Annotated in this window: 17 protein-coding genes; 13 read left to right on the forward strand and 4 right to left on the reverse strand. The window is 67.1% G+C overall.

The features are described 5' to 3' along the window. Window positions 1-10: 10 nt before the first annotated feature. The 5 genes from ACSFA7_RS21595 to ACSFA7_RS21615 all read left to right on the forward strand — a co-directional run bounded on the left by ACSFA7_RS21595 (window position 11) and on the right by ACSFA7_RS21615 (window position 6,339). Complete coding sequence (locus tag ACSFA7_RS21595; RefSeq protein ID WP_257860119.1) at window positions 11-1,108, forward strand: sulfate/molybdate ABC transporter ATP-binding protein; 1,098 nt, start codon at window positions 11-13, stop codon at window positions 1,106-1,108. Continuing rightward, window positions 1,105-1,608, forward strand: coding sequence for a disulfide bond formation protein B (locus tag ACSFA7_RS21600; protein WP_435501259.1), 504 nt, complete (start codon window positions 1,105-1,107; stop codon window positions 1,606-1,608). Before ACSFA7_RS21595 ends, ACSFA7_RS21600 begins: the two co-directional genes overlap by 4 nt. 201 nt (window positions 1,609-1,809) lie before the next feature. Then, a complete protein-coding gene (gene macA, locus ACSFA7_RS21605) occupies window positions 1,810-2,979 on the forward strand; it encodes a macrolide transporter subunit MacA (protein WP_435501260.1) in 1,170 nt (389 codons plus the stop codon). Continuing rightward, on the forward strand, window positions 2,976-4,961 hold the full coding sequence (macB, locus tag ACSFA7_RS21610) for a macrolide ABC transporter ATP-binding protein/permease MacB (RefSeq protein WP_435501261.1): 1,986 nt from the start codon (window positions 2,976-2,978) through the stop codon (window positions 4,959-4,961). The genes macA and macB overlap by 4 nt, the downstream gene beginning before the upstream one ends. Beyond that, window positions 4,918-6,339: an efflux transporter outer membrane subunit gene (locus ACSFA7_RS21615; RefSeq protein ID WP_435501262.1), complete on the forward strand. Its 1,422-nt coding sequence runs from the start codon at window positions 4,918-4,920 to the stop codon at window positions 6,337-6,339. The genes macB and ACSFA7_RS21615 overlap by 44 nt, the downstream gene beginning before the upstream one ends. A 242-nt stretch (window positions 6,340-6,581) precedes the next feature. On the opposite strand, the gene ACSFA7_RS21620 is transcribed toward ACSFA7_RS21615, so the two are convergent. Genes ACSFA7_RS21620 through ACSFA7_RS21635 form a run of 4 tightly spaced genes read right to left on the reverse strand, consistent with a single transcriptional unit; the run spans window position 6,582 to window position 9,999 of the window. After that, on the reverse strand, window positions 6,582-7,358 hold the full coding sequence (locus ACSFA7_RS21620; protein ID WP_435501263.1) for a glycosyltransferase family 2 protein: 777 nt from the start codon (window positions 7,356-7,358) through the stop codon (window positions 6,582-6,584). After that, the gene (locus ACSFA7_RS21625; protein WP_435501264.1) at window positions 7,325-8,122 is read right to left on the reverse strand and encodes a lysophospholipid acyltransferase family protein; all 798 of its coding nucleotides are present in this window, start codon (window positions 8,120-8,122) and stop codon (window positions 7,325-7,327) included. Before ACSFA7_RS21625 ends, ACSFA7_RS21620 begins: the two co-directional genes overlap by 34 nt. A 51-nt stretch (window positions 8,123-8,173) precedes the next feature. Continuing rightward, window positions 8,174-9,208 carry a chorismate transformation FkbO/Hyg5 family protein gene (locus ACSFA7_RS21630; RefSeq protein WP_435501320.1) on the reverse strand — a complete coding sequence of 345 codons (1,035 nt, stop codon included), beginning with the start codon at window positions 9,206-9,208 and terminating at the stop codon, window positions 8,174-8,176. Between the two features lie 2 nt (window positions 9,209-9,210). Beyond that, window positions 9,211-9,999, reverse strand: a complete 789-nt coding sequence (locus tag ACSFA7_RS21635; protein WP_435501265.1) for a class I SAM-dependent methyltransferase — start codon at window positions 9,997-9,999, stop codon at window positions 9,211-9,213. 117 nt (window positions 10,000-10,116) lie between these two features. Here ACSFA7_RS21635 and ACSFA7_RS21640 point away from each other — a divergent pair, with 117 nt between their 5' ends. Genes ACSFA7_RS21640 through ACSFA7_RS21675 form a run of 8 tightly spaced genes read left to right on the forward strand, consistent with a single transcriptional unit; the run spans window position 10,117 to window position 16,150 of the window. After that, window positions 10,117-10,842 carry a YebC/PmpR family DNA-binding transcriptional regulator gene (locus ACSFA7_RS21640; protein WP_435501266.1) on the forward strand — a complete coding sequence of 242 codons (726 nt, stop codon included), beginning with the start codon at window positions 10,117-10,119 and terminating at the stop codon, window positions 10,840-10,842. 46 nt (window positions 10,843-10,888) lie between these two features. Continuing rightward, entirely contained in the window at window positions 10,889-12,187 is a 1,299-nt protein-coding gene (gene purD, locus ACSFA7_RS21645) for a phosphoribosylamine--glycine ligase (protein WP_435501267.1), read from the forward strand. Further along, complete coding sequence (gene hemF, locus ACSFA7_RS21650; protein ID WP_435501268.1) at window positions 12,187-13,104, forward strand: oxygen-dependent coproporphyrinogen oxidase; 918 nt, start codon at window positions 12,187-12,189, stop codon at window positions 13,102-13,104. Before purD ends, hemF begins: the two co-directional genes overlap by 1 nt. After that, a complete protein-coding gene (gene nadD / locus ACSFA7_RS21655) occupies window positions 13,101-13,727 on the forward strand; it encodes a nicotinate (nicotinamide) nucleotide adenylyltransferase (protein ID WP_435501269.1) in 627 nt (208 codons plus the stop codon). The genes hemF and nadD overlap by 4 nt, the downstream gene beginning before the upstream one ends. After that, window positions 13,727-14,404: a ribosome silencing factor gene (rsfS, locus tag ACSFA7_RS21660; RefSeq protein WP_435501270.1), complete on the forward strand. Its 678-nt coding sequence runs from the start codon at window positions 13,727-13,729 to the stop codon at window positions 14,402-14,404. Before nadD ends, rsfS begins: the two co-directional genes overlap by 1 nt. Further along, complete coding sequence (gene rlmH / locus ACSFA7_RS21665) at window positions 14,401-14,868, forward strand: 23S rRNA (pseudouridine(1915)-N(3))-methyltransferase RlmH (RefSeq protein WP_042579728.1); 468 nt, start codon at window positions 14,401-14,403, stop codon at window positions 14,866-14,868. Before rsfS ends, rlmH begins: the two co-directional genes overlap by 4 nt. After that, window positions 14,865-15,545, forward strand: coding sequence for a phytanoyl-CoA dioxygenase family protein (locus ACSFA7_RS21670; RefSeq protein WP_435501271.1), 681 nt, complete (start codon window positions 14,865-14,867; stop codon window positions 15,543-15,545). The genes rlmH and ACSFA7_RS21670 overlap by 4 nt, the downstream gene beginning before the upstream one ends. Before the next feature lie 2 nt (window positions 15,546-15,547). Beyond that, window positions 15,548-16,150 carry a Maf family protein gene (locus ACSFA7_RS21675; RefSeq protein WP_435501272.1) on the forward strand — a complete coding sequence of 201 codons (603 nt, stop codon included), beginning with the start codon at window positions 15,548-15,550 and terminating at the stop codon, window positions 16,148-16,150. Window position 16,151 lies beyond the last annotated feature (1 nt).

The raw sequence follows: 16,151 nt of genomic DNA on the forward strand, positions 1-16,151 counted from the left end.
AGAAGAAATCATGAGCATCGAAATCCGCAACATCAGCAAGCAGTTCGGCGACTTCCGCGCGCTGCGCAACGTGAACCTCGACGTGGAGTCGGGCGAACTCGTCGCGCTGCTCGGGCCGTCGGGCTGCGGCAAGACCACGCTGCTGCGCATCATCGCGGGGCTGGAGACGGCCGATACCGGCAGCATCCTGTTCTCGGGCGAAGACACCACCGACGTGCATGTGCGCGAGCGCCAGGTGGGCTTCGTGTTCCAGCACTACGCGCTGTTTCGCCACATGACCGTGTTCGAGAACGTCGCCTTCGGCCTGCGCGTGAAGCCACGCAAGGAGCGCCCGAGCGACGCGCAGATCAAGGCGAAGGTGACCGACCTGCTCAAGCTGGTGCAGCTCGACTGGCTGGCCGACCGCTACCCGTCGCAGCTCTCGGGCGGCCAGCGCCAGCGCATCGCGCTCGCTCGTGCGCTCGCCGTGGAGCCCAAGGTGCTGCTGCTCGACGAGCCCTTCGGCGCGCTCGATGCCAAGGTGCGGAAGGAATTGCGCCGCTGGTTGCGCCGGCTGCACGACGAACTGCACGTCACCTCGATCTTCGTCACGCACGACCAGGAAGAGGCGCTCGAAGTGGCTGACCGCGTGGTGGTCATCAACAAGGGGCAGATCGAACAGGTCGGCTCGCCGCAGGATGTGTGGGACAAGCCCGCGAGTCCTTTCGTTTACGGGTTCCTCGGCGACGTGAACCTGTTCCATGGCCGCGCGGACAACGGCCAGGTGCAGCTCGACGGCATGCGCCTCGACTCGCCCGAGCACAGCGGCGCGCGCGACGCCAAGGCCATGGCCTACGTTCGTCCCCATGACCTGGATGTGACACGCTATGTGTCGGGTGCCGCCGGCATCGTCGCCACGCTGTCGCGCGCGATCGTCGTCGGACCGATCGCGCGGCTGGAACTTGAGCCCACCGAATCGAATCCAGATAATCCGGGCTCCGGAACCATCATCGAGGCGCAACTCCCTGCGCAACAGTTCCGTGACCTGGGCTTGAAGGAGGGCGACACCGTCGTCGCCAATCCGCGCAAGGCCAGGGTGTTCGTAGAAGAAGATTGGGTGTCTCCTTGATCGATTGGTACTTCGGCGCGCCGCGCCGCGCGCTCGGGCTGATCTGCCTGGCCTGCGTTCTCATGCTGGCCTTCGGGCTCTACCTGCAGCACGTGGTGGGGCTGGAGCCTTGCCCGATGTGCATCGTGCAGCGGTATGCGCTGGTGCTGGTGGCCCTCTTCACGGGACTGGCCGCCATCTTCCGCAACCGCGCGCTGCAGGTGACGGGTGGGGTGCTGGCGCTGGTGTCGGCGGTGGGCGGCGCCTACACGGCGGCCTCGCAGAGCTGGTTGCAGTGGTATCCGCCCGAAGTCGTTTCCTGCGGGCGCGACCTCTACGGGATGATCGAGACCTTCCCGCTCAAGCGGGCGCTGCCGTTGATCTTCCGTGGCGGTGGCGACTGCTCCAAGGTCGATTGGTCGCTCTTCGGCCTGACGCTGGCGAACTGGTCGTTCGTGGCGTTCGTGGTTCTCTCGCTGCTGCTGATCACGCTGCTCCTGCACCGCCGCACCGCGCGCTGAGTTCTTTCTTCGCATCCGAAACGGCGTGGCTCGCTGCCCTGGAAGGGGCGGCGAGCCATGCCGTTTTTTCATGGTGCGCCAACGACAACAATGGCATGAAGTAGCCCTTCGAGGGAACTCCCTCTTTAGCTGGCCTTCAGAAAGCAGGGCTAGGATCGATCCGATCCCCCTCCGTCGCGTGTTTCACTCTCACCTCATTGCATGCCAAACAACCCACCGCGGCGATCGCGCAAAGTCCCTCTCGGTATTGCAGCGCTCGTCGTCCTGGCCGTCATCGCTTTCTTCTGGCTGAGCCCGGCCAAGAAAACCGAATACCTCACCGCCACCGTGCAGCGCACCGACCTGGAGAACGCGGTGCTCGCCACCGGCGTGCTGCAGGCGCTCAGGCAGGTGGAGGTAGGCGCCCAGGTCAGCGGCCAGCTCAAGTCGCTCAAGGTGGTGCTGGGCCAGACCGTGAAGAAGGGCGATTGGCTCGCCGAGATCGACCCCGTCATTTCGCAGAACACTTTTGCGCAGGAGCAGGCCAAGCTCGACAACCTGCAGGCGCAGAAGCTCGCGAAGGAAGTGCGGATCAAGCAGGCCCAGCTCACCTGGACCCGGCAGCAGGAAATGCTCGCGCAGGACGCGGCCGCGAAGCAGGACATGGAAAGCGCCGACGCCGAACTGCGTGCGCTGCGCGCCGACGGCGTCTCGCTGGAAGCGCAGATCCGCCAGCAGAGGCTGGCCCTGGCCTCCGCGCAGACCAACCTCTCGTACACCCGCATCGTCGCGCCCATCGACGGCGATGTGGTCTCCATCAGCACGCTCGAAGGCCAGACCGTGGTGGCCGCCTTCCAGGTGCCCACGTTGATGAAGCTGGCCGACCTGTCGACCATGACGGTGAAGGCGCAGGTCTCCGAGGCCGACGTGGTGCGCGTGAAGCCGGGGCAACCGGTGTACTTCACCATCCTCGGCGACCCCGACAAGCGCTATTACGGCACGCTGCGCGCGGTGCAGCCGTCGCCCGAGAAGATCAACAACGCGGTGTTCTTCAACGCGCTGTTCGACGTGCCCAACCCCGACCGCACGCTGCGCGTCGACATGACGGCGCAGGTAGCGATCATGCTCGGCGAGGCCAAGCAGGCGCTGACCGTGCCGCTCACCGCGCTCGGCGCGCGCGACAAGGACGGCCGCCAGGAAGTGCGCGTGCTCAAGCCCGACCAGACCGTGGAGAAGCGCCAGGTGCGCGTGGGCATCAGCAACAACTTCCAGGCGCAGGTGCTCGAGGGGTTGAAGGAGGGCGACACCGTCATCACCGGCGATGCCTCGGCGCTCGACCCGGCGAGCAGCGGCGAAGGCGGTGGTGGCGGCAGCAGAGGAAAGCGCCAGTGACCGAGCCGCTGCTGAAGCTGCGAGGCATCGGCCGCAGCTTTCCCTCGGGCGAGCAGGAAGTGCAGGTGCTGAAAGATGTCGACCTGGACATCGGCAACGGCGAAATGCTGGCCATCGTCGGCGCCTCGGGCTCGGGCAAGTCGACACTGATGAACATCCTCGGCTGCCTCGACCGGCCCAGCAGTGGCACCTACACCGTCTCGGGCCAGGACGTGGGCACGCTCGACAGCGACGCGCTCGCCCAGCTGCGACGCGAGCACTTCGGCTTCATCTTCCAGCGCTACCACCTGATGCAGCACCTGACAGCCACAGGCAACGTCGAGGTGCCCGCCGTGTATGCCGGCACCGAGGGCGCGGCACGCGAGGCGCGGGCGCGGCAGCTGCTTGCGCGCCTGGGCCTGGAAGACCGCACCGAGCACCGGCCGAGCCAGCTCTCGGGCGGTCAGCAGCAGCGGGTGAGCATTGCGCGCGCGCTGATGAACGGTGGCCAGGTCATCCTGGCCGACGAGCCGACCGGCGCGCTCGACAGCAAAAGCGGCCAGGAAGTCATCGGCATCCTGCGGGAACTCCATGCGCAAGGCCACACGATCATCATCGTGACCCACGACATGCAGGTGGCCAGCTGCACCGAACGCATCATCGAGATCGCCGATGGCGTGATCGTGGGCGACCGGCCGAATGTGCCGACCGTTGCGGCGCCTGCGCAGGCGGTCGACGCCCATGCGTCGACGCAACCACCCGCGATGACCAGGCCCAAGCTCGGCATCGCGCGCTTCAGCACCGGCTGGGCCCGTTTCGCCGAGGCCTTCCGCATGGCCTGGCGCTCGATGATGGCGCACCGCATGCGCACCGCGCTCACGATGCTGGGCATCGTCATCGGCATCACCTCGGTGGTGTCGATCGTGGCCATCGGGGAGGGCGCCAAGCGTTTCGTGCTCTCGGACATCCGCGCCATCGGCACCAACACGCTGGACGTGTACCCGGGCCGCGATTTCGGCGACGACAAGGCCGCGAGCATCCGCACGCTGACGCCGCCCGATCTGCAGGCGATCGCGGCGCAGCCCTATGTGCACAGCGTGACGCCCGCCACCATGCGCAGCCTTCGCCTGCGCTACCGCAGCGCCGACGTCAACGGCAACGTGAACGGCGTGAGCGACGCTTTCTTTCGCGTGCGCGACGTCCAGATGGCGAGCGGTGCGGCCTTTACTGCCGAGGATGTGCGCCACCAGTCGCAGGTGGTGGTGATCGACCAGAACACGCGGCGCAAGCTCTTTCCCGATGGCACCGAGCCGGTCGGCAAGGTCATCCTGGTGGGCAACCTGCCGTGCACCGTGATCGGCGTGGCGCAGGAAAAGAAGAGCATGTTCGGCGAGAACAAGTCACTCAACATCTGGCTGCCCTACAGCACCGGCGCGAGCCGCCTCTACGGGCAGCAGCACTTCGACGGCATCACGGTGCGCATCCGCGACGACCAGCCGACCAAGGCGGCCGAGGACAGCATCGTGCGGCTGCTCACGATGCGCCACGGCACCAAGGATTTCTTCACCTTCAACATGGACAGCATCGTGAAGACGGCCGAGCGCACGAGCCAGTCGCTCACGCTGCTGCTGTCCCTGATCGCGGTGATCTCGCTGGTGGTGGGCGGCATCGGGGTGATGAACATCATGCTGGTGTCGGTGACCGAACGCACCCGCGAGATCGGCATCCGCATGGCGGTGGGCGCGCGGCAGAGCGACGTGCTGCAGCAGTTTTTGACCGAGGCGGTGCTCGTGTGCCTCGTGGGCGGGTTGATCGGCGTGCTGCTGTCGTACGGCATCAGCTTTCTGTTTTCGTTGTTCGTGACGCAATGGCAAATGATCTTTTCGATGGGGGCCGTGGTGTCGGCATTTCTTTGCGCGTCGCTGATCGGCGTGCTGTTCGGCTACCTGCCGGCGCGCAATGCGGCGCGGCTCGATCCGATCGAGGCGTTGGCCCGTGAGTAGCGCGCGCGTTGCCCTGGTTGCACTCGCCGCGGCGCTGGCGCTGAGCGGCTGCACGCTGTTCCAGCCCGAGCGGCGCGAGCAACGGCCGCTGGAAGTGCCAGAGGCGTGGCAGCAGCCGCAGCCCGGCACGCCGAGCGCGGCCGCGGCATTCCCGGCCCGTTGGTGGAATGCCTTCAACGATCCGCAGCTCGATGCGCTGATCGACGACGCGCTGCGCACCAACAACAACCTCGCCGCGGCCGGCATCCGCGTTCAGCGTGCGCAGTTGCAGGCGGGGCTGGCGAACACCAACCTCACGCCAAGCGTGGTGGGGCAGGCCAGCACCGGTCGCAGCTATGACCTCCAGCGCGGCGGCGTGGCCGGCTCGAATTCGTCGTCGGTCATCACGTTGAGCTACGAACTCGATCTGTGGGGCCGGCTCGCCGCGCAGCGCAATGCGGCCGACTGGGAGCTGAAAGCCACCGAGTCGGACCGGCAGGCCACGGCGCTTTCGCTGGTGGGCACCACAGCGGGGCTGTATTGGCAAGTGGGTTACCTCAACCAGCGGATCGCACTGAGCGAGGCGGGCATGGAGGACGCGCGCCGCATCCTTGCGTTGGTGCGTGCCAAGTACAAGGCCGGCGCCGTGTCGGGGCTCGATGTCGCGCAGGCCGGTCAGAACCTGGCCAGCCAGGAAGCGGCACACACGCAACTGCTGCAACAGCGCGTCGAGGCGCGCAATGCGTTGGCGATCCTGTTCGACCTGCCACCGGAAACCGCGGCGCAGGAGCCCTCGCAACTGTCGGACATCGCGCTGCCCGTGATCGACGCCGGCCTGCCCGCGAGCCTGCTAAGTCGCCGGCCCGACTTGCGCGCCGCGGAGCAGCGCCTGCGCGGAGCGCTGGCCAATGTCGATGCGACGCGGACCGGCTTCTATCCGGCACTGAACCTGACCGGCTCGCTCGGCACGACAAGCACTGCGCTGGGCGAACTGCTGAAGAACCCTGTCGCCACGCTGGGTGCCGGGCTGGCACTGCCTTTCCTGCAATGGAACACGGCGCGCCTGACCGTGGCCGTCTCGCAGGCGCAGTACGAAGAGGCTGTGCTCGACTTCCGCCAGTCGCTCTACACGGCGCTGTCGGAAGTGGAGAACACCTTGTCATCGCGAACACAGTTGCGTGAGGAGAGCGAAAAGCTGGTCGTGGCGCTGCAGCAGGCGCAGCGCGCGGAGAATTTGTCCGAAGTGCGCTACCGCGCCGGGGCCACCGCGTTGCAACCCGTGCTCGATGCCAAGGACCGGCGCCGTTCAGCCGAGGTGTCGCTGGCTCTCAACCGCTTGAACCAACTCAACGCGACGATGACGCTCTACAAGGCGCTGGGCGGCGCTGCGGCCGAATAGATAGCGGGGAGGGCCCCGGCCTTCAGCCCACGACAAGCGCCCGGGACATGGTGCGGTGTGGGCGGCCCCTCTGTGCCGCCGAGGAGCGCAGCGTTTCGCGGATCAGGGCTCGCAGCTGTTTGAGCCGAAGGCGAGTTCTGCGAGACCCCGCGAAATGCGAGCACCGCAGGGGAGCCCGAAGGGCCGGCACAGTGGGGCCGACCGCGCCGCACCGTATACCGGGCGCGCCTCCCCAAGAAGCGCTACTTCTGAAATGGCGGCGCCCCCCGCAGCTTGCGAAACAGCAACCCGGGCAGCCGCAAAACAAACTCCACCATCAACCGTGCATGCATCCAAGTCAGCAGCACGTTGTCGCGCCCGTACCGGAAGTGCGAAACCCCGCCTTCCTCGGCCGTCAGGTACTTCACCGGCGCATCGATGTTCACGGGCTTGACGCCGCGCCAGGCGAGGCGCACGACGGCTTCGGTATCGAAGTCGAAGCGCCGCATCCACGGCTGGCGCGCCATCACCGCGATCAGGTCGGCGACCGGGTACACGCGAAAGCCGTAGAGCGAATCACCGATTCCCGCGAACAGCGTCTCCAGCTGCGTCCACCCGTTCGACACGCGCCGCCCGCGCACCCGCAACAGCGGCGCACTGGCGTCGAACACCGGGCGCCCGAGCACCATCGTTTCGGGCCGTGCGAGCGAGGCCTGCATGAACGAGGGGATCAGGTCGGCGGGATGCTGCCCATCGGAATCCATCGTCAGCGCATGCGTGAACCCGGCGTCCTTCGCCATCCGCAGCCCATGCAGCACGGCCGCGCCCTTGCCCTGGTTCTGCGGCAGCACCCACACGCGCAAGCCCGGATCGCCGGCGGCCATCTGCTGCAGGCGCTCGCCCGTGCCGTCGTCGCTGCCGTCGACCACCACCCACACCGGGTTCCACTGCGCCCGCGCGCCCTCGACCGTCGAGAACAGGCGTTCGCCCGCGTTGTAGCTGGGGATCAGGACAAGGTGGGTGCGCGAGGCGTCTGGCATTCGGGGGACGCGTCGGTTGCGCGCTGTTCCATGTTTTGGCGAAAGTATTGTTCGAGATCAGCCTGAAGGATGTCGCTGTCGGACGTCGGCGAGAAGCGCTGGCCCAGCCGCAGGGTGAAGACGATCGGCAGCGGCGGCACGCGCCACAGCGGCCAGCCCTTGCTGAGGTAAGGCGAATCGGTGTCGATGAACACCGTCTGGATCGGTGCCTGCGCCAGCTTGGCGATCAGCGTCACACCGGGGCGAAACGCGTTGAGCGGCGGCGTCACGGTGCGCGTGCCCTCGGGAAAGATCACCAGCTGGCCGCCGCTGCGCAGGTCATTCACCGCCAGTCGCACCATCATGCGCGCCGATTCGTTGCTGATGTAGCGCGCCAGCCGTGCGCCGGCGCCGAGGAAGATGTTGCGCAGCAGGTCCGCCTTCATGATGCAGGCGCTGCGCGGCAGGCGCGCCACCAGCAAGAGCGCATCGAGCATCGTCGGATGGTTGGCCACGAAGATCACGCCGGGCTCGTTGCGCATCGGGTCCAGGCACGCGGCGTCGATGCGCATCATGCCGGTCACGGAGGCGAGCCACCAGAACATGCGGTAGGCAAAGGCGATCGTCATGCGCCCCAGTGTGCGGGCGGGGCCCACCGGCATCACCGGATAAAGCAGCATCGCGACGAAATTCCAGACCAGCGAGATCAGGCCGAGGAACAGCAGCAGCGCGTAGAGCATCAGCGCGAGCGGAATCGCCCAGAGAATGCGCAGCACGCGGGTCATCATGGCGGAATGAATGGTCGGCCCCGGTCGGTCGGTCGAGCGAGCCGCGGCTCAGGCCCGCAACTGGCCGGCTGCGACCGTATGGGCCTCGATCTCGACCAGCAGATCGCTGCGGCAGATGTCGGCTTCCAGGTACACCGCGTGGCGCGCCATCGGGGCGTCGGCGCCCAGCGCGCTTTCGATCACGCCGCGCACCGCCTCGGTGTCCGAAGGATGGCGGACGTACACCACGCAATCGAGCTCGGCCAGCGAGAAGGTCGCCGTGGCGCGCTCGTTGGCGGCGGCGATCACAGCGTCAAGGTTGCGCAGCGTTTCGCGCGCCTGCTCCTGCACGTTGCCGTGATGTTGCGTTTCGTGCCCGACGATGCTCGCGGTGCCTGAGATGAAGAGCGCGATGTTGCCGTCGCCAATGTCCGAGAGCGCCGCGCGCGAGAAGGTCGGCGAGCGCGGCCCATAGGTTTCGGGGTAGCGGTAGGCCGAGACCTGCCGCGGGTTCTCGACGGGCAGCGGCGCCACCTGCCCCGCAAGAAAGCGGATCGACAGCATGCCCTGGTGAATGCCCAGCGCACAGGCCGCTGGCGCGCCCTCGAACGCGGCGCGGCCGGCCTCGAAGAAGGCCTCTTGCCGGCCGAGGTTGAACTGGCGGTAGCGCTCGAGCCCGCCGCCGTCGGCGTTGATCTGCGGCAGGTAGTTCCAGATGCGCTGCAGGTGCGGCGTGCCGGCCTGCTCGAGCGTCTTGAAGAGATCGCGGTAGGCGCGGTGCGCGAGTTCGGCCAGGCCCTGCTTCTCGGTGGCTTCGTCGAGGTCGATGGCGCCGAGCAGCCAGTGCCCGTCGGTGCGCCAGCGCGCGATGCCGGTGGTGCCCGACTCGATGTGCGCGCCCGTCACATGCCATACGTCGGCCATGGCGCCGTGCGAGGACAGCACGCGCGCATTGACGGTCGGCATCCATGCCACGCTGTGCGGCGTGCCGTAGCCAAGGGCGGCGAAGGGCGCCTTGCCGTCCGTGGCCAGCGCCAGGCTGTCCGCCAGCGAAAGGCGCTCGACGCGCAGATGGGAGGAAGAGATGTCGTCCTGAACTCGCACTGTCAAGCGGCCTTAGCGATCTGTTCTGGTTTGCGGGCGGTGTAGGAAGAAAAGACACCCAGGCTCGGATAGCGGCGCACCTCGGTGAAGCCCGCATCGCCCAGCGCCTGCATCACCCGTTCGGGCGGAATGCAGGCCTCGATGGTGTCCCAGTAGTAGCGCCACAGTTCGGAGGTATTGCGCTGGCGGCCGACCACGCGGGCGATCAGCGGCACCACGGCGCGCATGTAGCCCTTGAGCAGCGCCGTCGCGATGCGGCCCTCGGGCTTGGTGATTTCGAGCACGATCACGCGCCCGCCCGGCCGCAGCACGCGATGGAATTCGCTGAAGGCGGCGGCCACGTCGCTGATGTGGCGCATCGCGTAGCCCATGCTCACGAAGTCGCAGCTGGCGTCGGGGCGGGGAAGCGCTTCGGCCACGCCCGTCAGCAGTTCGACGCCGGGCAGCTTGACCTGTTCCATCATGCCGGCGCTCGGGTCGACGCCGGTGAGTTTGCCCGTGGGGCCGATGATCTTGATCGCCTCGCGCGCCACGAGGCCGGTGCCGATGCCCACGTCGAGCACCTCTGCGCCAGTCGCGAGGCCGGCTTGCTGCAGTGCAGCGCGGCGGTACGAGGGGCCGGTGCCGAAGGCCAGCACGGCCTCGATGCGGTCGTAGTCCGCGGCGGTGCTGTCGAAGATGCGGCGAAGAAATGCCTGGTGCTCTACCTCATTGTTGTAATACAGCGGAAGGGGCGCGTGGGGCGCGAGGGTGTCGGGATTCCCGGTTCCGACGGTAGGCGATGGCGTCATCGAAAGATTATCGCCAAAAGCCCCGGCCCGAATTCCCGGGCGCCGGCGGGCGTTGTGTGCGCCGGACAGTAAACTCGCACCTTGCTTTGAAAACACAAGACAGCGAGATAGAAAGCCATGGCCGGACACAGCAAATGGGCGAACATTCAGCACCGGAAGGGCCGCCAGGACGAGAAGCGCGGCAAGCTCTGGACCCGCGCCATCCGTGAAATCACCGTGGCCGCCCGTGCCGGTGGCGGCGACCTGAGCGCCAACCCACGGCTGCGGCTGGCGGTCGAAAAAGCCAAGGCGGTCAACCTGCCGATCGACACGGTCAAGCGCAACATCGACAAGGCCACGGGCAACCTCGAAGGCGTCAACTACGAGGAAATTCGTTACGAGGGGTACGGCATCGGCGGCGCCGCGATCATCGTGGACACCATGACCGACAACCGCGTGCGCACCGTGGCCGAAGTGCGCCACGCCTTCTCCAAGCACGGCGGCAACATGGGCACCGAAGGCTCGGTGGCCTTCCAGTTCAAGCATTGCGGCCAGATCATCTTTGCGCCCGGCACCAATGAAGACAAGGTGATGGAAGTGGCACTCGAGGCGGGCGCCGAAGACGTCGTCACCGACGACGACGGTGCCATCGAGGTCATCACCGCCATCGGCGACTTCGAAGCCGTGAAAAACGCGCTCGAAGCTGCCGGCCTCGCACCCGACGCCGCCGAAGTCACCATGCGCCCCGAGAACCCGATCGAGGTCGCCGGCGAAGACGCCGCCAAGATGCAGAAGCTGCTCGACGTGCTGGAAGACCTGGACGACGTGCAGGCCGTCTATCACAACGCCTCGCTCTCTGAATGAGCGAACGAATGAACATTGATCCACAGCGAATGAAGAAGGCCCACGAATGAAGGTACTGGTTATTGGGGGAGGGGGCCGTGAGCACGCCTTGGCATGGCGCCTGGCGCAGGCCAGCCGCGTGAGCCGCGTGTATGTGGCGCCGGGCAACGGCGGCACCGTGAGCGACGAGCGCTACGACTGCATCGACATCACCGAGCCCGCCGCACTGCGCGAGTGGGCCATCCAGGAAAAGATATCGCTCACCGTGGTCGGCCCCGAGGCGCCGCTTGCCGCGGGCGTGGTCGATGAATTCCGCGCGCACGGGCTGCGCATCTTCGGCCCGACGCAGGCGGCCGCGCAGCTGGAGAGCTCCAAGGCGTTCTCCAAGGCGTTCATGAAGCGCCACAAGATCCCGACGGCCGAATACGAGGCCTTCACCGATGCCGCCGCGGCACACGCGTACATCGACGCCAAGGGCGCGCCGATTGTCGTCAAGGCCGACGGCCTGGCCGCCGGCAAGGGCGTGGTCGTTGCCATGACGGCCGAAGAAGCGCATGAAGCCGTCGACTTCATGCTGGTCGACAACAAGTTCGGCGTGTCGCACAACGACGGCGGCGCGCGCGTGGTCATCGAGGAATTCCTGCAGGGTGAAGAAGCCAGCTTCATCGTGCTGTGCGACGGCAAGAACGTCACCGCGCTGGCCACCAGCCAGGACCACAAGCGCCTGCTCGACGGCGACGAAGGCCCCAACACCGGTGGCATGGGCGCCTATTCGCCAGCGCCCGTGGTCACGGCCGAGGTGCATGCGCGTGCGATGCGCGAGATCATCCTGCCGACCATCCGCGGCATGGAAAAGGACGGTATTCCGTACACCGGCTTCCTCTACGCCGGCCTGATGATCGACGCGGCCGGCCATCCGAAGACGCTCGAATTCAACTGCCGCATGGGCGACCCCGAGACGCAGCCGATCATGATGCGGCTGAAGTCCGACCTGTTCGAAGTGTTCTGGCACGCCACCGACGGCACGCTCGACCAGGTCGAGCTGCAGTGGGACCGCCGTGTCGCGCTCGGCGTGGTGATGGCGGCGCACGGTTATCCGCTCTCGCCGCGCAAGGGCGACCGCATCACCGGCATTCCGCCCGAGGCGCCCGACGCCGTGGTGTTCCATGCCGGCACGACCATGCAGGACGGCGAACTCAAGACCAGCGGCGGCCGCGTGCTCTGCGTGACCGTGCTGGCCGACAGCGTGAAGCTCGCGCAGCAGCGGGCCTACGAGGTCGCGGCGCGCGTGCGTTTCGACGGTGCGCAATACCGCAAGGACATCGGATTCCGCGCAGTGCATGCGCGCAACGCCCCCCAAGCCTGATGCAGCAGACGAACCCCGCGGCAGTCGGTAGCTACCTGCGCGGACTGCAGCAGTCGATCATCGCGGCGGTCGAGAAGGCCGACGGCGGCACTTGCCTGCACGATGCCTGGCACAAGGCGCCGGGCGAGCAGTTGCAGGGCAATGGCCTGACCTGCATCCTCGAGGGCGGGGCGCTGTTCGAGCGCGCGGGCTGCGGCTTCTCGCAGGTGCGCGGACCCAAGCTGCCACCTTCGGCCACGCAGAACCGGCCTGAATTGGCTGGCGCGCCATTCGAGGCGATGGGCGTGTCGCTGGTGTTCCATCCGCGCAATCCGTACGTGCCGATCGTCCACATGAACGTGCGCATGCTGGCCGCGCTGCCCGAGGGCGGCGAGCCGGTCTGCTGGTTCGGCGGCGGCATGGACTTGACGCCGTGCTACGGCTTCGAGGAAGACGCGGTGCACTTCCACACCGTGTGCCGCGATGCGCTCGCGCCCTTCGGCGACGACAAGTACCCGCGCTTCAAGACCTGGTGCGATGAGTATTTCTTCCTCAAGCACCGCAACGAGCAGCGTGGCATCGGCGGCATCTTCTTCGACGATTTCGCCGAGGGCGGTTTCGAGAACGGCTTCTCGCTGATCCGCTCGGTCGGCGATGCGTTCCTGCCAGCGTACCTGCCGCTGGTCGAGCGTCGCCGCCACACGCACTACGACGAACGCGAGCGTGAATTCCAGCTGTACCGGCGCGGCCGCTACGTCGAGTTCAATCTCGTGTGGGACCGCGGCACGCATTTCGGACTGCAGTCGGGCGGACGTACCGAATCGATCCTGCTGTCGATGCCGCCGCTCGCAAGCTGGGCCTACCGCCAGCAGCCCGAACCGGGCAGCCCAGAAGCCGCTCTGTACAGCGACTTTCTTCCGCGGCGCGACTGGTTGTGAATTCTTCCGGCACGGCCCCGCGCATCGGCGTCTTCGGCGGTGCTTTCGATCCGCCGCACAACGCGCACGTTGCGCTCGCTCGGGTGGCGCTCGAACAATTGGGCCTCGCCGCGCTCCATGTCTTCCCGACCGGCCATGCGTGGCACAAGGTGCGAGAACTCACGCCCGCCAAGGATCGCCTCGCGATGGCGCAGTTGGCGTTCGGTGGCATTCCGGGCGTGGTTGTCGATTCGCGCGAGATGCTGCGCGACGGCCCCACTTACACCATCGATACCCTCCATGAACTGCAGCAGGCGTGCCCCGACGCCGAGCTGCTGCTGGTCATGGGCGCCGACCAGGCGCGAGCCCTGCCGAGCTGGCACGGCTGGCAGGATATACTCGCGGTCGCTACTATTTCTGTAGCGTATCGCGCACTATCGACGGCCGACACCGCCCGTTTTGATCCGAATGCACTGCCCGACCTCCCGTCCGGCGCGCGTTTCGAGGCGCTCGAACTGCCTGCCATGGACATCAGCGCCACCGAGATTCGGCGGCGCGCTGCACTGGGCGTGGACATTTCCTCGCTGGTTCCGCCCACGGTTGCACGCTATATTGACCAACACCACCTCTACCGCTCTGCCTGATGACCACTGAAGCCGCCGCCAAGAAAGACACCCAGAAACTCCAGCGAGCCATCATCGATGGTCTCGAAGACGTCAAGGCGCAGGACATCCAGGTATTCGACACGGAGCATTTGTCGCCTCTGTTCGAGCGCGTGATCGTCGCCTCGGGCACCTCCAACCGCCAGACCAAGGCACTCGCCGCCAGCGTGCGTGACGCGGTGCGCGAAGCCGGCTTCGGCAAGCCGCGCATCGAGGGCGAGGACAACGGCGAATGGATCATCGTGGACTGCGGCGCGGCCGTGGCGCACATCATGCAGCCCGCCATCCGCCAGTATTACCACCTCGAAGAGATCTGGGGCGACAAGCCGGTGCGCGCCAAGCTCGGCGGCGCCAAGCCTGCCGCCAGCACCTCGTCGAGCACGGAAGAAGCGGGCGACAAGAAGAAAAAGCCCGCCGCCAAGGAGCCTTCGCTGCGCCGCGCAAGCGCCGCCAAGACCGCGGTCAAGGCTGCCGAGCAGGAAGCCAGGGAAGAGAAGGCCCGCCGCTCGCCCGCAAGAAAAACGGCTGCGAAGAAGGCACCTGCCAAGAAGACCTCGACCACCGCACGCACGCCGGTCAAGGTCATCGGCAAGCCCGCCGCAAAGAAGCCAGCGGCAAAGAAGGCGCCTGCCAAGAAGGCGCCAGCCCGCCGCGCATGAAGCTCCTGGTAGTCGCCGTCGGGCAGCGCATGCCCGATTGGGCGCAGACTGCCTGGGACGACTACGCCAAGCGCTTCCCGCCCGAGCTCAAGCTCGAGCTGCGCGCCGTCAAGACCGAACCCCGCGGCTCCAAGTCACTGGAGACGCTCTACGCGGCCGAACGCGAACGCATCGAGGGCGCCATTGCCCGCGGCATGCGCATCGTGGCCCTCGACGAACGCGGCACCGCACTCACCACCAAGGCGCTCGCGGCGCGCCTGCAGGCCTGGCAGGGTGAGGGCGACGACGTGGCCCTTGTCATCGGCGGACCCGACGGCCTCGACCCTGCCTTCAAGGCTGCAGCGCATGAGCGGATCCGCCTCTCGGACCTGACCCTGCCGCATGCGATGGCACGGGTGCTGTTGGTCGAGCAGCTGTACCGGGCCTGGTCGGTCAACGCAGGCCATCCGTACCACCGGGAATGACCGGGCCGGTCGCCTTGCTCGAAGAGGCGGGCTATGTGCTTCTGCCTGCACTGTTGCAGGCCGGGCACCTCGACGAAGTTGCAGCGTCGCTGGAGCCGTGGCTGCAAGGCGCAGTAGGCCGCCGCAACCTGCTGATGCAGCCGCAATGCCGCGACATGGCGGTGCAACTCAAGACACGGCTGATCGAAACCGGCCTGCTCGACGAAACATCCGTGGCCGTGCAATGCACCTTGTTCGACAAGACGGCTGACCGGAACTGGCTGGTCGCACTGCACCAGGACACATCGATTCCCGCATCGGCGAGCCCGCCCGACGCGGCAATGCCGGTTTCCATCAAGGAAGGCGAGCCCTATGTCCAGCCGGCGGTCGTCGTGCTGGAATCGTTGCTCGCCGTGCGCGTGCATCTGGACGATTGCGGCGTCGACGCGGGCCCTTTGCGCGTCGTGCCGGGCAGCCATCGTGCGGGCCGGCTCGGCGACGCGGAGGCGCGAGCCTTGCGCGATCTTCATGGCGAAGTAACCTGTACCGCCGCGCGGAGCGATGCCCTCGCCATGCGCCCCTTGCTGCTGCACGCTTCTTCTCGCGCCCAGACTCCCGCCCGCCGGCGCGTCCTTCACTTTCTGTTCGGACCTGCGCGCTTGCCGCATGGACTGGTCTGGAACCTCACGGAGCCCTGAACTTGCCCGACTTCATCTACCTCGCGTCGCAAAGCCCGCGCCGCGCCCAATTGCTCGGCCAACTTGGCGTTCGCCATGAGCTCCTGCTGGCCACGCCCGACGAAGACGCCGAGTCGCTCGAAGTCGTGTTGGCCAACGAATCGCCGACGGCGTATGTGCAGCGCGTGACCGCCCTCAAGCTCGATGCGGCTGTCGCACGCCGCAAGCGCCTCGGCCTGCCCGATGCACCCGTGCTCTGCGCCGACACCACGGTCGCGCTCGGCCGCACCATCCTCGGCAAGCCCGACGACGCGCGCGATGCCGAGCGCATGCTCGCGCTCCTGTCCGGCAGCACCCACCGCGTGCTGACCGCCGTGGCGCTGCAGCACGGCCGCCGCCGCCATGCGGCGCTCAGCGTGTCGCGCGTGCGCTTCGCCACGATCACGAAGAAGCAAATCGCTGGCTATGCCGCCAGCGGCGAGCCGCTCGGCAAGGCTGGCGCCTATGCGATCCAGGGCGCGGCGGCCGCCTTCATCGAGCACATCAGCGGGTCCTATTCGGGCATCATGGGACTCCCGATGTTCGAGACCGCGCAATTGCTTCGCAGCGCCGGTTTCAATACCTGAG

The sequence above is a fragment of the Variovorax trehalosi genome (assembly GCF_051216415.1).
GTDB lineage: Bacteria > Pseudomonadota > Gammaproteobacteria > Burkholderiales > Burkholderiaceae_C > Variovorax.

Excerpts from the sequence above, each read along its gene's own strand:
- ACSFA7_RS21595 (WP_257860119.1), top strand. The coding sequence starts at position 11 with ATGAGCATCGAAATCCGCAACATCAGCAAGCAGTTCGGCGACTTCCGC.
- macA (WP_435501260.1), top strand. The coding sequence starts at position 1,810 with ATGCCAAACAACCCACCGCGGCGATCGCGCAAAGTCCCTCTCGGTATT.
- ACSFA7_RS21615 (WP_435501262.1), top strand. The coding sequence starts at position 4,918 with ATGCGGCGCGGCTCGATCCGATCGAGGCGTTGGCCCGTGAGTAGCGCG.
- ACSFA7_RS21620 (WP_435501263.1), bottom strand. The coding sequence starts at position 7,358 with ATGCCAGACGCCTCGCGCACCCACCTTGTCCTGATCCCCAGCTACAAC.
- ACSFA7_RS21625 (WP_435501264.1), bottom strand. The coding sequence starts at position 8,122 with ATGACCCGCGTGCTGCGCATTCTCTGGGCGATTCCGCTCGCGCTGATG.
- ACSFA7_RS21635 (WP_435501265.1), bottom strand. The coding sequence starts at position 9,999 with ATGACGCCATCGCCTACCGTCGGAACCGGGAATCCCGACACCCTCGCG.
- ACSFA7_RS21640 (WP_435501266.1), top strand. The coding sequence starts at position 10,117 with ATGGCCGGACACAGCAAATGGGCGAACATTCAGCACCGGAAGGGCCGC.
- purD (WP_435501267.1), top strand. The coding sequence starts at position 10,889 with ATGAAGGTACTGGTTATTGGGGGAGGGGGCCGTGAGCACGCCTTGGCA.
- hemF (WP_435501268.1), top strand. The coding sequence starts at position 12,187 with ATGCAGCAGACGAACCCCGCGGCAGTCGGTAGCTACCTGCGCGGACTG.
- rsfS (WP_435501270.1), top strand. The coding sequence starts at position 13,727 with ATGACCACTGAAGCCGCCGCCAAGAAAGACACCCAGAAACTCCAGCGA.
- rlmH (WP_042579728.1), top strand. The coding sequence starts at position 14,401 with ATGAAGCTCCTGGTAGTCGCCGTCGGGCAGCGCATGCCCGATTGGGCG.
- ACSFA7_RS21670 (WP_435501271.1), top strand. The coding sequence starts at position 14,865 with ATGACCGGGCCGGTCGCCTTGCTCGAAGAGGCGGGCTATGTGCTTCTG.